This is a genomic window from Spongiibacter tropicus DSM 19543, from assembly GCF_000420325.1.
In the GTDB taxonomy this organism is placed as follows: Bacteria; Pseudomonadota; Gammaproteobacteria; order Pseudomonadales; family Spongiibacteraceae; genus Spongiibacter; species Spongiibacter tropicus.
Genome location: NZ_ATUS01000001.1, coordinates 257,135 through 271,719 on the forward strand (window position 1 = coordinate 257,135; position 14,585 = coordinate 271,719).

The window sequence follows — 14,585 nt, forward strand, 5'->3', positions numbered from 1 at the left end:
TTTTTTCTCAGTCTACCCCAGCCGTTGGCGCTGAACGATGATTGGCATCGGCAGACGTGGTTGGGGTCTCAAAATAGCGCCAGGCCAGCCAGGCGGCCAGTGCCGCGGCTGCAGCCGCCACCCAAAAACTGTAACGGGCGCTGATATCCCAGGCATAACCGCTGAACAGTGCGCCCATGGCGCCGCCAGCACCAAAGCTCAGCCCGCTGTACAAGGCCATGCCCTGCCCGTGATGGGCGGTAAAGAAGCGCCGGATAGTTTCCACTGCGGCGGCATGAGCGCTGCCAAAACTCGCGGCATGCAGGCACTGCGCAACAATCAGCAGCGCTGTAGAAGCCGCAAATTCAGCAATCATCCACCAGCGCAGCGCGGTGAGGGCCAAACTGGCTATCAGAATATGACGCAGACTGAAACGCGCCAGCAGCCGATGCATCCCCATAAACAGCAAAACTTCCGCCAGCACGCCCAGCGACCAGAGCATACCCGTCGCGGTCGTACTGTATCCCTCTCCCTCCAGATAAATACTGAAAAAGGTATAGTACGGGCCGTGGGAAAACTGCAGTAGAAAGCTGGTAGCAAAGAACGCCAGTACCGCCGGCTTGCTCAGAATACGTCTCAGCGAGCCAGGGCTGCGATCACCGCGACTGAGCCCCTGGGGATTCTCAGCAACCAGCAGGCTGCCGAGCCAGATAGCGGTAAGCAGGCCGGTGATAATCAGCAAAAGGTGCGCGATTGGGTGATAATCCAGCCATGCGCCCACCGCCAATACGGCGACAATAAAGCCGATCGATCCCCACACCCGGATCAGCGAATAGCGTGCATAACGCCCACTGAGGTGGCTGAGGGTGAGTACGTCGAACTGCGACAGCACCGCATTCCAGAAAAAACTGTAGCCTACCACCACAGCGGCAAGCCAATAGAAATCCTGCCGCCAGAACACCCCGGCAAAGGCCAGTATCGCCATCAGCGAACCAAGGCGAATAATGCGGGTACGGCAGTCGTAACGGTCGGCGAGATAACCCCAGATATTGGGCGCAATCACCTTGGTGACCATTACCAGCGCCGACAGAATACCGATCTCACCCGAGGAGTAGCCCAGCGATTTCAGGTACAGCGACCAATACGGCAACCACGTGCCGAGCAGGCCGAAGTAGAAAAAGTAAAAGGCTGACAGTCGCCAGTACGGCAGCTGTTGCGTCATACCGGCTTAGCGAGCTCCGGGAATCTTCGGGGTGGCACAGTCCACATTGGCGTTCTGACCGCGATGACGCAGCAGGTGATCCATCAGCACAATCGCTAGCATTGCCTCGGCAATCGGCACCGCACGAATGCCCACGCAGGGGTCGTGGCGGCCCGTGGTGATGACATCGACCGGGTCACCCTGCTGATTAATGGTTTTGCCGGGGACCAGAATGCTGGAGGTCGGCTTCAGCGCAATATGCGCCACGATATCCTGACCGCTGGAAATGCCGCCGAGCACTCCGCCGGCATTGTTCGAGGTAAATCCCTCAGGCGTCAATTCGTCGCGATGTTCGCTGCCCTTGGCCTCAACACAATCGAAACCCGCACCGATCTCCACGCCTTTAACGGCGTTGATGCCCATCAGGGCATGGGCGATGTCGGCGTCGAGGCGATCAAACACCGGTTCGCCCAGGCCAACCGGAACGGCGGACGCCACGACACTGATCTTCGCGCCGATAGAATCGCCGGACTTACGCAGTGCCTGCATATACGCTTCCATCTCTGGAATCTTATCGGCATCGGGACAGAAGAAGGGGTTGCTTTCCACCAGGTCCCAGTCCAGCTTTTCCGCTTTAATAGGCCCCAGCTGCGAGAGGTAACCACGCACCAGAATACCGTGTTGCTCGGCCAGATATTTCTTGGCCACAGCGCCTGCGGCCACACGCATCGCCGTTTCTCGGGCCGACGAGCGGCCACCGCCGCGATAGTCCCGCAGCCCGTACTTTTGCTCATAGCTGTAATCGGCGTGCATGGGACGGAAGCGATCTTTGATCTTGCCGTAGTCCTTGGAGCGCTGATCACGATTTTCAATCAGCAGGCCTATGGACGTGCCGGTGGTTTTGCCTTCAAACACGCCAGACAGAATTTTGACTTCGTCGTCTTCCCGACGCTGTGTGGTATAGCGGGAGGTGCCGGGCTTGCGGCGATCCAGGTCTTTTTGAAGGTCAGCTTCGGTCAGCGCCAATCCCGGTGGGCAACCGTCAATAATCGCGCCCAACGCCAGACCGTGACTTTCGCCAAAGGTGGTAACCGTAAACAACTTGCCAATGGTGTTGCCAGACATGCAAAAATCCTGAATTCAATCGTTCTGCCCCGACTGCGGAGCGAGGAATGCAAATTATACGTGAAAGCCGGAGCGGCGTCAGAGCCACTGCTGGGCAGCGAGCAGCTCTTCACGGCTCATGCAGAAGACCCCATGTCCGCCGCGCTCGAACTCCAACCACGTGAAGCCGATCTGCGGATACGCCTCGTCGAGAGCCAGCCAACTATTACCCACTTCTACCACCAGCAGACCGCCCTCTTCCAAGTGCGCTGCCGCGTCGCGCAGAATCTGTCGGGTAATATCCAAGCCGTCCACCCCAGAGGCCAGACCCAGCGCCGGTTCACTGTGGTATTCCTCTGGCATCTCCGCCAGATCACGGGCATCGACATAAGGGGGATTGCTCACAATCAAGTCGTAGCGCTGACCATCCAGCCCGGCAAATACATCAGACTGACAAACCTGCACGCGATCACCCAGCTCGTGCCGCACAATATTGATATTTGCCACATCCAGCGCGTCCGAGGAAATATCGACCAGATCGACGGAAGCGTCATCAAACGCGTAGGCGCAGGCAATGCCGATACAGCCGCTGCCAGTACATAAATCCAGCACCCGGCTCGGTTCACCCGCAAGCCACGGCGCAAAGCCATTTTCCACCAGTTCGGCAATAGGCGAACGCGGCACCAGTACCCGCTCATCGACATAAAATGACAGGCCAGCAAACCAGGCTTCATGAGTGAGGTAAGCGGCAGGCAGACGCTCATCGACCCGGCGCTTTAGCAGCGCGAGTACGCGCTCGCGCTCCTCCATAGTGAGGCGTGCTGAAAGCAACTCGTCGGGGCTGTCGAAGGGCATGTGCAGCGCGTGAAGCACCAGCAGCCGCGCCTCGTCGAGCGCGTTGTCAGTGCCGTGACCAAAGAACAGCCCGGCGCGAGTAAATTCGCTCAGTCCCCAGCGGATATAATCGCGGATGCTGACCAGATAAGGGCGGATATCGTCTTCGCTCACGGCAGGGCCTCGGGGTAATATTTGTCGCCGCGAAGTGTACACCGCCCTCCCGGTGCATACCATGTATGGCTGATTTCTGCTGCTTGGGAAAGCGTGGTGGCTTTGTTACCATTGCCGGTCATTTGTCACGCCATAAAAAGAGAATCCGGTGGAAAAAGCATTCGCAAAAATCATTGAAGAGATTGGTGAAGACCTGAGCCGCGACGGTCTGGTCGATACGCCAAAGCGTGCGGCCAAGGCCTTTGAATTTATCACCCGCGGTTATCGCCAGAGCGTTGACGAGGTAGTAAATAACGCCCTGTTTGAGTCAGATGCCAATGAGATGGTCGTGGTCTCAGATATCGAGCTGTACTCTCTCTGCGAGCACCACCTGCTGCCCTTTATCGGCAAATGCCATGTCGCTTATATCCCCAATGGCAAAGTGCTGGGACTCTCTAAAGTCGCTCGCATCGTCGACCTCTACGCCCGCCGCCTCCAGATTCAGGAAGGCCTGACCACGCAGATCGCCAATACGGTGCAAGACGTGACCGGCGCCGAGGGCGTGGCGGTCATTATTGAAGCCCGGCATATGTGCATGATGATGCGCGGCGTGGAAAAGCAGAACTCCGTAATGCGCACCAGCGCCATGCTGGGGGTATTCAAAGAGAATCAGGCAACCCGCGCCGAATTCATGGCGCTGATCAACAAGCGCTGATATCAATGCGTTGGTTAAACGAAACGACAAAAGGCCCTTAATCGGGCCTTTTTACTTAGCGCTTGCTCCAGGCCTCGGCAAAATGCCGTTGCGCGGCATCGCTAATCGCCGCGGCACTTTCCCCCATGTGGCAGTGATGGTCCCCCTCCACCGCCAGTACCTGAAAGTCGACTGGCCGCTCGTCTTCCGCGAGTAATCCGAGAAGCTGCTCACCAAAACCCTGCTCTGCAGAGACAAACAACAGTGGAGCACGAATCGCCTTCATCACCGCCAGCCATTGACCATGAGTGAGCTTAATGGACGACGCCAAGCCCACTCTGCGATCACTGCGCCAACGATACTTGCCATCCTCACCTTGCTGAGTACCGCGCTCAACAATACGCAACGCGGCTGGGACAGACATCGGCATGGCCTTTATCCTCGCCTGCGCCGCTTCTTCCAAGGAGTTAAACGCCCTGGCCGGACGCCCCGGCTTCTCGAAGTCGTGAAGATAACGCCCCAGTTGCACCGGGAAGTCTTCCTCAGCAACGGGGCGTGTCAGCAGACCATCAATGCATACCAACGCAGCAACTCTATCAGGCTGAGCAGCAGCCAGCAGTGCCGCCATCATCGCTCCACGGGAGTGAGCCAACACCGCAAAGCGCGGCCAACCCAACTGGTCGGCTACACCGAGAATACTGCGTAAATCTTCCCAAATACCGTAGCTGCCTGATGCGGGTTTGTGACCGCTGTGACCGTGACCGGGCAGATCCAGCGCTACCAACCGCCACGTGTTTTGTCGCTCAGCAATGGCTTCAAAGCTCAGGGCATTATCCAGCCAGCCATGCAGAGCAATGACCGGTATACCGTCCTCCGGACCAGACACCCTGGCGACCAGCTCGATGTCATCTACCCAAAAACGCAGGGTTTCGAAGACGCTACTCATGACTCAGCGCCCATTGTGCGCATAGTTGGGATAGTGCCTCAGCCATTTCAGCTCGGCACAGCCGCTGGCAAACACCTCGCCCTCCAGCAACGCCATACTGGCGGTTTGCATGCCCCAATAGCTGCGAAGCTCACCCTGCCAGTGGGCAATGGCATTACTGAGCAAGGGGTTGTGCCCCACCAACATCAAGCGCTGACCGGCAAACGTCGCCAGCAGGTTTTCCAAATCTTCGGGGCGATTGTCGGGAGTAAGGCAGGCAATGTTGCGCTGGGGTGCGCCCCAGATATTCAAGATCTCTGCACTTTGCTGGGCACGCCGATAAGGGCTCACCCACAATTGCTCCGGCTGCCAGTCTTCCCCGCGCAGCCACTGCGCGGCTGCATCGACCTCTTCCCGTCCTCGCTCGGTGAGCGCTCGTTCCATATCGGTCGCCGCGTCCCACGACGCGGCGCCATGTCTCACTAACAACACTTCCATCATTAACGCACCGCGAACTCTACATCGCGGTTCTGCTCCGCCCACATCATGCCGCCAATCACGTCACTGACGGTTTTGCCTTCATAAATAATGCCGTACAGACCGTTGACCAGCGGCATATAGATATCGAGGACCTCAGACTGCTGCTTGAGCAGCTTAAGGGTATTCACCCCCTCAGCCACTTGCCCGAGCTCCGCCACGACCTCGTTCAAATCACGGCCTTTACCCAATTCAAAACCTACGCGGTAGTTACGGCTGAGCGGCGACGTACAGGTCACGAATAAATCACCCACGCCCGCCAAGCCCAGAAAGGTCAGCGGATCGGCGCCTTCGCGCACTGCATAACGGCTCATCTCCGCCAGACTGCGGGTAATCAGCATGCTGATGGTGTTGTGCCCGACACCCAGCGCCGCCGCGAGTCCCGCGACAATGGCATACACATTTTTCAGCGCGCCGGCCAGTTCGACACCATAGACATCGCTGCCGGCATAAACCCTAAAATACGCGCATTGAAGAAGGTCCTGGATGCAGCGTGTCAGTGATTCATCTTCACTGGCAATCACAGTGCCGGTAATCTCTCTGGCCGCCAGTTCTTTCGCCAGATTGGGGCCACTCATTACGCCGATACTGACATCGCCAAGCTCTTCACCGAGCACCTGACTCATCAGCTTATTGGTCTCTGCCTCCATGCCCTTGGTCGTGCTCACAACCATCGTGCCCGCCGCCAACAGCGGCGCCAATTGGCGTGCGACCTCTCGGCAGGACTTACTGGGCACAGCCACAAAGACGACATCGCAGCCATCCACGGCATCGGCCAAATCCGCGCTGGCGCGCAGGCTCGGATTCAGAGCAATACCCGGCAGGTACGCGCTGTTGCAGTGCTGGGTATTCACCTCATCGGCGCGCTCTGCATTGCGCATCCACAGACACACATCGTGCCCTTTGTCGGCCACAATATTGGCAATGGCCGTTCCAAAACTACCGCCGCCTACAATGGCGACCTTGTGCTTGTCCGTCATGACGGTCTCGCTGCATCCTTAATTCAGGCAGTTTATCACCGCCACTTTGCTGTGAAGAAGCCCGCCAGCCATGCAAGCGGAGCTCAGAAACAAAAAGGCGGCTATTCGCCGCCTTTTCCTTCCGGAAAAACTCAGGCACTGAGTTCCAGCAGCAATTTGTTGAGCTTGCTGACGTAATCCGCCGGATTCTCAAGCTGTGCGCCCTCAGCCAGATGCGCTTGGTTGAAGAGTATATCCACCAGATCGGCAAACCGGTCTTCGTCGGTTTCCTGATCGAGTTTCTGCACCAGCGGGTGCTCGGGATTGACCTCGAAGATCGGCTTACTTTCCGGTAATGCCTGACCAGCCGCTTCCAGAATGCGACGCATCTGCGCGCCCATATCGTGCTCGCCCACCACCAAACAGGCCGGCGAACTCGTCAGACGGCCAGTGGCACGCACGTCTTCCACCTTGCCATCCAGCGCCTTGGCCACCCGCTCGATCAGGTCTTTGTGCTCTTCAGCAAGGCTTTCCTGCGCCTTCTTCTCGTCTTCGTCTTCAAGCTCACCCAGATCAAGCTGGCCGCGCCCCACGTCTTGCAGCGCTTTACCGTCGAACTCAGACAAGTGATTCATCAGCCAGTCATCGACGCGATCCGACAACAGCAGCACTTCGATGCCCTTCTTACGGAAGACTTCGAGGTGCGGACTGCTCGCTGCCGTGCGATGGTTCTCGGCCACCACGTAGTAAATTTTGCTCTGCCCTTCTTTCATGCGGGCCACATAGTCGTCGAGTGAGTGCGTCTGCTCCGCCTTGTCGTCATGGGTAGTGGCAAAGCGCAGCAGCTTGGCAATTTTTTCGCGGTTGCTGAAATCTTCCGCCGGGCCTTCTTTCAACACCTGGCCGAAAGCCTTCCAGAAGGTCTGATACTTCTCGACATCGTTCTTCGCCAGCTTGCCCAGCATATCCAGTACACGCTTGGTCAGTGCGGTTTTCATGGCATCGACCGCTGGATCCTGCTGCAGAATCTCCCGCGACACGTTCAGCGACAAATCATTGGAATCCAACACACCTTTCACAAAACGCAGGTACAGCGGCAAGAACTGCTCGGCGTCGTCCATGATAAAGGTGCGCTGCACGTAAAGCTTCACACCGCGTGCCGCATCACGATTCCACATATCAAAGGGGGGCTGCGACGGCAAATACAGCAGGCTGGTGTACTCCAGCTTGCCCTCGACCTTATTGTGACTCCAGCTCAACGGCTCGTTAAAGTCGTGGCTGATGTGTTTGTAAAATTCCTTGTATTCGTCGTCGCTCACTTCATTGCGTGGGCGCGTCCACAGCGCCGTAGCCGAGTTAATGCTCTCGAATTCGTCGGGGGCGTCTGCGTCATCCTCGCTTTTCGCCTTGGGCATTTCGACAGGAATGCTGATGTGGTCGGAGTATTTCTTGATAATACTGCGCAGGCGCCAGTCATCAGCAAAGTCTTTATCTTCCTCGCGCAGATGCAGCACCACGGTAGTTCCACGTGCAGCGCGCTCGCAGCTTTCAATCGAGAATTCCGCCTCACCCTGGGATTCCCAGTGCACGCCTTCACTGACCGGAGCACCGGCGCGGCGGGTAAATACTTCCACACGCTCAGCAACGATAAACGCTGAGTAGAAGCCCACACCGAATTGGCCGATAAGCTGCGAGTCTTTCTTGTTGTCGCCGCTGAGATTTTTCAGGAACTCCGCCGTGCCTGAGCGGGCAATTGTCCCAAGGTTGGCAATCACTTCATCGCGGCTCATGCCAATGCCGTTATCACTGATGGTGACGGTACCGGCGTCTTTGTCCGCCTCAACCCGCACCCGCACATTGGGATCGCTCTCAAACAAACTGTCGTCGGAAAGTGCCTCAAAACGCAGTTTATCTGCGGCATCGGAGGCGTTGGAAACCAGCTCGCGAAGGAAAATTTCCTTGTTGCTGTACATGGAGTGGATCATCAGCTGAAGCATCTGCTTGGCTTCGGTCTGAAATCCCAGGGTTTCTTTTTCTGCTGTCGACATGTTTATCACCTGTAAAACCATAAAACCGAGTGCCCACGGGGGCGTTACAGCTTTATGGGGACGACAGGGAAAATTTCAAGGGGAAAAGCGGCCTGAACAAACAGGCCGCGAGACGATTACAGGCGATTCGGCAAGATCCGATCGACGATATAGGCCGCATCACAGCCAAGCGGAAGACAGCCGTATACGCTATGCGGGCGCTTGAGACGCGAGGCAATAAACGCCTCCGCCACGTTTTCATCGCCATGCAGCAGTAATAGAGCAGACTGAAAGCACAGCGCCATTTGCTCCACCAAATGCCGGGCACGGTACTCGGCGTGACTCAAATCGCTGAGCTCCTGCTTCAGTGCAGCAATATGCTGGTCCAGCACCGCGGAACGTCCCTCCGCCAGGGCCAGTTCGGCAAACCAGCGGTCACAGACTTCCGGCGATTTGGCAAAGGCACGCAGCACATCCAGGGCCTGGATATTCCCTGAGCCCTCCCAGATCGCATTGATCGGTGCTTCACGGTACAGCCGCGGCATAATGCAGTTCTCGATCACGCCGTTACCCCCCAGACATTCCATCGCCTCATAGGCGTGATTCGGGGTGCGCTTGCAAATCCAGAACTTCCCTACCGCACTGCCCAATCGGAGCAGCAGTTTTTCCTCTGGCGTATCGGCGTCCAGCGCCGCCGCCATGCGCATGGTCATCGCCAGCGAACCTTCGACTTCCAACTGAAGATCGGCGAGCACATTCTGCATCAGCGGCTGGTCAATCAGCCGCTTGCCGAAGGCTTTGCGGAGGCTGGCATGATGCGCGGCCTGCGCCACAGCCTGCCGCTGACCTCCAGTTGAGCCAACCATACAGTCAAAGCGCGTCAGTGCGACCATTTCTATAATGGCTGGTACGCCGCGCCCCTCTTCACCCACCATCCAACCCTGAGCACCGCGCATCTCGACTTCCGACGAGGCGTTGGACACATTGCCCATCTTGTTCTTCAGACGCTGTACAAAAAGGCTGTTCTTCTCACCATCCGGACGCCAACGCGGCACCAGAAAGCAGCTCAATCCACCTTCCGATTGCGCCAGCATCAGAAACGCATCGCACATTGGCGCAGACATAAACCACTTGTGGCCGGTCAGCTCATAGAGTTCGCCCGGTCCCCGATCGCCAATGGCTTTGGCTATCGAAGTGTTGGCACGCACATCACTGCCGCCCTGTTTCTCGGTCATTCCCATGCCAATGGTAACGGCCTGTTTTTCGAAGTACGGCTTGTTTGCCGGCTCATAACTCCGATTCAATACTTTCGGCAACCACTCCTCAGCCACCGACGGTGTCAGCTTCAAGGTCGGCACTGCCGCAAAGGTCATGGTCAGCGGACAACCGTGCCCTGCCTCCACCTGACTTTGCATATAACTGTAAGCCGCGCGCTGCACGTGGGCGTTGGCGGTTGAACCGTCCCAAGGCATTGCGTGAATCCCCTGAGAAAGCGCCATATCCATCAACTGGTGATAGGCGGGGTGAAAACGGACCTGATCGACCCGATGCCCAAAACGGTCGTGACTGTCGAACTGGGGTTTGAATTCATTGGCGTCAAAGCCCCAGCCAATTACTTCAGCACTGCCGCAGCGCTGGCCATACGCCGACAGACCAAGACGGTCAGCCGCTGGCGCATAACTGCTTAGCCACTCGCGAAGCGCCCGATCCTCTTCAAACAGATTGGTGTTCTCCAGGGCGTCAGACTGATTGAAGACCTCGTGCGTATGGCTGCCTGACTCAGCTGCCTGTGCGATATCTTTCTGCGTTTTCATACCCTGTCCTCTTCATTAATCCCTACCGCCCGCAAACACAGGTGGCACAGTTCTTCTATGGTAGCGACGTTGTATTCGGTCTCGACCAGTGGTCCCAGCAGACTCTCAGCCAACGCCCCGACCAACGCAGCGGCCGTCAGTGACGCGCGCTGTGAAACGAACTCCCCGCTGTCGATACCTTGCTGAATGACCGCTTCAAACAAGCCGGTGTATTCCCGCCGAAAGTGCAGACGCGCTTCATCCACCGCCGGATCGACCGGCTCAGCGATCAGTGCCCAGGCAAACTGTGGCGCCCGAAAAGCGCGCTCAGAAAACACCGTCACACCACTGCGCAAGCGTTGAGCCTGGCTACCGCTTCCAGACAAGGCGGTTTTGACCGCGCCAACCTCCCGGCGCGTGGCATGGCTAAACACCTCTGTCGCGAGCTGATCCTTGTTCTTAAAGTAGCGATAAACCGAGCCGACGCTAACTCCGGCATCGCGGGCCAGCGCCTGAATGGTCAGCGCACGAAAACCGCCTTCGCGCACCAACGACTCGGCGCTCTGCAACAACCGCTCCCGTAACTCCGCCTTGCGCTGACTGACCTGCGCCGTTTCCCGATACGCCATTTCGTCTCCACACAAAGAAGTGAATCATAGTTCATTTTATTGTTTATGCCCAGCCACCTTTCTGCTGGCATAAAAAAAGGCGACCCTGAGGTCGCCTTTCTTCAAGAAGCGTCTGCCTTACCAGCCAGTCACTTCTTTCAGCGCATCACCGATCTGCGCCAGCGAGCGAACGGTTTTTACGCCCGCATCTTCCAGAGCAGCAAACTTCTCGTCGGCAGTACCTTTACCACCAGAGATGATGGCGCCAGCGTGGCCCATACGCTTGCCCGGAGGTGCAGTTACACCGGCAATGTAGGAAACCACAGGCTTGGTCACATTAGCCTTGATGTAAGCCGCCGCTTCTTCTTCAGCAGAACCACCGATCTCACCGATCATAACGATCGCTTCAGTCGCGGGATCTTTCTCGAACATTTCCAGAATGTCGATGAAGTTAGAACCGGGAATCGGGTCACCACCGATACCAACACAGGTAGACTGGCCGAAGCCGTAGTCAGTGGTCTGCTTAACCGCTTCGTAAGTCAGGGTACCGGAACGAGAAACGATACCCACTTTACCGGGCAGGTGAATGTGACCGGGCATGATGCCGATTTTGCACTCACCCGGAGTGATAACACCCGGACAGTTGGGACCGATCAGGCGCACGCCCAGCTCGTCACACTTCACTTTACATTCGAGCATATCCATAACGGGGATGTGCTCAGTGATGCAGACGATCAGCTTGATGCCGCTGTTGGCCGCTTCCAGGATAGAGTCCTTACAGAACGGCGCGGGCACGTAGATCACAGACGCTTCTGCGCCAGTAGTTTCTACCGCTTCTTTAACGGTGTTGAACACGGGCAGGCCCAGGTGCTCAGTGCCGCCCTTACCAGGGGTCACACCACCCACCATTTTCGTACCGTAGGCAATCGCTTGCTCAGAGTGGAAGGTACCCTGACCACCGGTGAAACCCTGGCAGATAACCTTGGTGTCTTTATTGATCAGAATAGCCATTATTTACCCTCCGCTGCTTTGACAGCCTGCTGAGCCGCGTCGGTCAGGCTGGTTGCCGCGATAATGTCCAGACCGGATTCAGACAACAGCTTGGAACCCAGATCGGCATTGTTACCCTCAAGACGCACAACTACCGGCACGCTCACACCCACTTCTTTCACTGCACCGATGATGCCTTCGGCAATCAGGTCGCAGCGAACGATACCGCCGAAGATGTTAACCAGCACGGCTTTCACGTTGCTGTCTTCGAGGATGATTTTGAAGGCTTCGGTCACGCGCTCTTTGGTTGCACCACCACCTACGTCGAGGAAGTTAGCGGGGAAGCCACCGTGCAGAGAGACGATGTCCATGGTACCCATGGCCAGGCCTGCACCGTTTACCATGCAACCGATGTTACCGGTCAGAGCCACGTAGTTCAGATCCCACTCGGCCGCGCGTGCTTCACGCTCGTCTTCCTGTGAGGGATCGTGCATGGCCTGCAGGTCTTTGTGGCGGTAAATCGCGTTACCGTCGATAACCACTTTGGCGTCCAGGCAGTGCAGGTTGCCGTCAGTGGTGATAACCAGCGGGTTGATTTCCAGCAGAGCCAGGTCTTTTTCCTGGAACATTTTTGCCAGACCCAGGAAGATGTTAACGAACTGCTTAACCTGAGTCGGGTTCAAACCCAGTTGGAAAGCCAGTTCACGGCCCTGATAAGGCTGTGCGCCAGTCAGCGGATCGATAGTCGCTTTGAGAATCTTCTCCGGAGTCTCTTCGGCCACTTTTTCGATTTCCACACCACCTTCGGTCGATGCCATGAAAACAATGCGACGGCTGCCACGGTCAACAACGGCGCCCAGGTAGAGTTCCTGGTCGATGTCGGTGCAAGATTCAACCAGAATCTTGGCAACCGGCTGGCCATTTTCGTCAGTTTGGTAGGTCACCAGGTTTTTGCCCAGCCACTGTTCGGCGAAGGCTTTGACTTCTTCTGTGCTGCTGACCAGTTTTACACCACCGGCTTTACCACGGCCACCGGCGTGAACTTGGGCTTTTACAACCCATTTGTCGCCGCCGATTTTTTCAGCCGCTGCTGCGGCCTCTTCCGGGGTATCACAGGCATAGCCTTTAGACACAGGCAGCCCGTATTCAGCAAACAGCTGTTTGCCTTGGTACTCGTGAAGGTTCATGTTGGAATTACCATCTCGGTCTGTGGAAGTGTTAAGCGGGCAATACGCTGTCAGTGAATGGCCCGCTCCCTCTGCACATTGCGGAGAACCGCAAAATTCGGGTCCGTATTTTCCCGAATTTCACGGAGTACCGCAAATCTATTTGCGCTTCTTGCGGTTTGGAATGTGGATAGCCCGACCATCGACGGCCAACGCTGCTTCGTGAACAGCCTCTGACATCGTCGGGTGGCCGAATACCGTCAGTGCGATATCTTCGGCAGAAGAGCCAAATTCCATGGCAATCACGATCTGTTGAACCAGATCGGCAGCGCTTGGGCCAATAATGTGGCAGCCCAGGATGCGGTCGGTTTCCTCGTGAGCGAGGATTTTCACCATACCCGTTGTTTCATTGGAGGCCAGCGCACGACCACTGGCAATAAAGGGGAAGCTGCCCGACTTATAAGGCACACCGTCCGCCTTCAACTGCTCTTCCGTCGCGCCCACCATAGCGATTTCGGGGTGCGTGTAGATAATTGACGGAATGCAATCATAGTTCATGCTGACCTTGTGACCGGCGATACGCTCGGCAACCATCACGCCCTCTTCCGAGCCTTTGTGAGCCAGCATCGGACCGCGCACAATATCACCCACCGCGTAGATACCCGGCGCATCGGTTTCGCAGTGATCGTTGACGAAAATGAAACCGCGCTCATCCAGGTTTACACCGCAATCCGGTGACAGCAGGTTGTTGCTCAGCGGACGACGGCCCACACACACAATCAGCTTGTCAAAGGTCTCACTCTGCTCTTCGTCGTTGAGTGTATAGCTAACCTCAACTTTCTTGCGCTTAATTTCGGTACCGGTTACGCGAGCACCAAGACGGATATCCAGCTCCTGCTTTTTGAAGACCTTGGCGGCCTCTTTGGCAATCTGCTGATCCATCGCCGGCAGGAAGGTATCCAGTGCTTCCAGTACGACAACTTCACTACCCAAGCGAGCCCAGACACTGCCCAGCTCCAAACCGATGACGCCGGCACCAATAATACCCAGGCGTTTGGGCACAGCCTGGAATTCCAGGGCACCTGTAGAGTCAACGATGACATCCTGATCGATGGGCGCAGGCGGAATTTCTACGGGAACTGAACCCGCAGCGATAATGATGTTCTCGGCCTCAAGGGTCGTGGTTTTACCGTCATTGTCGGTAACCTCCACTTTCTTGCCCGCCAGCACCTTACCGAATCCTTCAACGGCAGTAACACCATTGGCCTTGAACAGACCGCCAACGCCGCCCGTGAGCTGCTCGACGATCGCGTCTTTGCGCTTGATCATCTCTGGCACATCGATAGACACCTTGCCGGTGCTGATGCCGTGAATACCAAAGTCTTCTTTGGCTTCATGGTATTTGTGGCTGCTGTCCAGCAGCGCCTTAGAGGGGATACACCCCACATTCAAGCACGTTCCACCGAGTGCAACCTTGCCCGATTTCCCCTGATTTTTTTCTACACAGGCAGTTTTCAATCCCAGCTGAGCAGCGCGAATTGCAGCCACATAACCTGCGGGACCGGAACCGATAACGACGACATCGTACTTAGACATAACTGTTTCCTGTAATACC

Annotated in this window: 13 protein-coding genes; 1 reads left to right on the forward strand and 12 read right to left on the reverse strand. The window is 56.7% G+C overall.

Features of this window, described 5'->3' with window-relative positions; translation table 11 throughout:
- Positions 1–7: 7 nt before the first annotated feature.
- The 3 genes from G411_RS18905 to prmB all read right to left on the reverse strand — a co-directional run bounded on the left by G411_RS18905 (position 8) and on the right by prmB (position 3,292).
- On the reverse strand, positions 8–1,201 hold the full coding sequence (locus G411_RS18905) for an MFS transporter (protein WP_022957366.1): 1,194 nt from the start codon (positions 1,199–1,201) through the stop codon (positions 8–10).
- A gap of 6 nt (positions 1,202–1,207) precedes the next feature.
- Positions 1,208–2,305, reverse strand: a complete 1,098-nt coding sequence (gene aroC / locus G411_RS0101340; protein WP_022957367.1) for a chorismate synthase — start codon at positions 2,303–2,305, stop codon at positions 1,208–1,210.
- Positions 2,306–2,383: 78 nt separating this feature from the next.
- On the reverse strand, positions 2,384–3,292 hold the full coding sequence (prmB, locus tag G411_RS0101345) for a 50S ribosomal protein L3 N(5)-glutamine methyltransferase (RefSeq protein WP_022957368.1): 909 nt from the start codon (positions 3,290–3,292) through the stop codon (positions 2,384–2,386).
- Positions 3,293–3,440: 148 nt separating this feature from the next.
- Here prmB and folE point away from each other — a divergent pair, with 148 nt between their 5' ends.
- The gene (gene folE, locus G411_RS0101350; protein ID WP_022957369.1) at positions 3,441–3,986 is read left to right on the forward strand and encodes a GTP cyclohydrolase I FolE; all 546 of its coding nucleotides are present in this window, start codon (positions 3,441–3,443) and stop codon (positions 3,984–3,986) included.
- A 55-nt stretch (positions 3,987–4,041) separates the two neighbouring features.
- On the opposite strand, the gene G411_RS0101355 is transcribed toward folE, so the two are convergent.
- From G411_RS0101355 to lpdA, 9 genes are all read right to left on the reverse strand, one after another.
- Positions 4,042–4,911 (reverse strand): alpha/beta fold hydrolase, encoded by an 870-nt coding sequence (locus tag G411_RS0101355; RefSeq protein WP_022957370.1) that lies wholly within the window; start codon positions 4,909–4,911, stop codon positions 4,042–4,044.
- A 3-nt stretch (positions 4,912–4,914) separates the two neighbouring features.
- Positions 4,915–5,391 carry a histidine phosphatase family protein gene (locus G411_RS0101360; protein WP_022957371.1) on the reverse strand — a complete coding sequence of 159 codons (477 nt, stop codon included), beginning with the start codon at positions 5,389–5,391 and terminating at the stop codon, positions 4,915–4,917.
- Positions 5,391–6,407, reverse strand: a complete 1,017-nt coding sequence (locus G411_RS0101365) for an NAD(P)H-dependent glycerol-3-phosphate dehydrogenase (RefSeq protein ID WP_022957372.1) — start codon at positions 6,405–6,407, stop codon at positions 5,391–5,393. Before G411_RS0101365 ends, G411_RS0101360 begins: the two co-directional genes overlap by 1 nt.
- A gap of 131 nt (positions 6,408–6,538) precedes the next feature.
- The gene (gene htpG / locus G411_RS0101370) at positions 6,539–8,434 is read right to left on the reverse strand and encodes a molecular chaperone HtpG (protein ID WP_022957373.1); all 1,896 of its coding nucleotides are present in this window, start codon (positions 8,432–8,434) and stop codon (positions 6,539–6,541) included.
- Between the two features lie 116 nt (positions 8,435–8,550).
- A complete protein-coding gene (locus G411_RS0101375; RefSeq protein WP_022957374.1) occupies positions 8,551–10,227 on the reverse strand; it encodes an acyl-CoA dehydrogenase family protein in 1,677 nt (558 codons plus the stop codon).
- On the reverse strand, positions 10,224–10,835 hold the full coding sequence (locus tag G411_RS0101380) for a TetR/AcrR family transcriptional regulator (protein ID WP_022957375.1): 612 nt from the start codon (positions 10,833–10,835) through the stop codon (positions 10,224–10,226). Before G411_RS0101380 ends, G411_RS0101375 begins: the two co-directional genes overlap by 4 nt.
- A gap of 117 nt (positions 10,836–10,952) precedes the next feature.
- Positions 10,953–11,825, reverse strand: coding sequence for a succinate--CoA ligase subunit alpha (sucD, locus tag G411_RS0101385; protein ID WP_022957376.1), 873 nt, complete (start codon positions 11,823–11,825; stop codon positions 10,953–10,955).
- Positions 11,825–12,991 carry an ADP-forming succinate--CoA ligase subunit beta gene (sucC, locus tag G411_RS0101390; RefSeq protein ID WP_022957377.1) on the reverse strand — a complete coding sequence of 389 codons (1,167 nt, stop codon included), beginning with the start codon at positions 12,989–12,991 and terminating at the stop codon, positions 11,825–11,827. The genes sucD and sucC overlap by 1 nt, the downstream gene beginning before the upstream one ends.
- A 138-nt stretch (positions 12,992–13,129) precedes the next feature.
- Positions 13,130–14,566 carry a dihydrolipoyl dehydrogenase gene (gene lpdA, locus G411_RS0101395; protein ID WP_022957378.1) on the reverse strand — a complete coding sequence of 479 codons (1,437 nt, stop codon included), beginning with the start codon at positions 14,564–14,566 and terminating at the stop codon, positions 13,130–13,132.
- Positions 14,567–14,585: the final 19 nt, after the last annotated feature.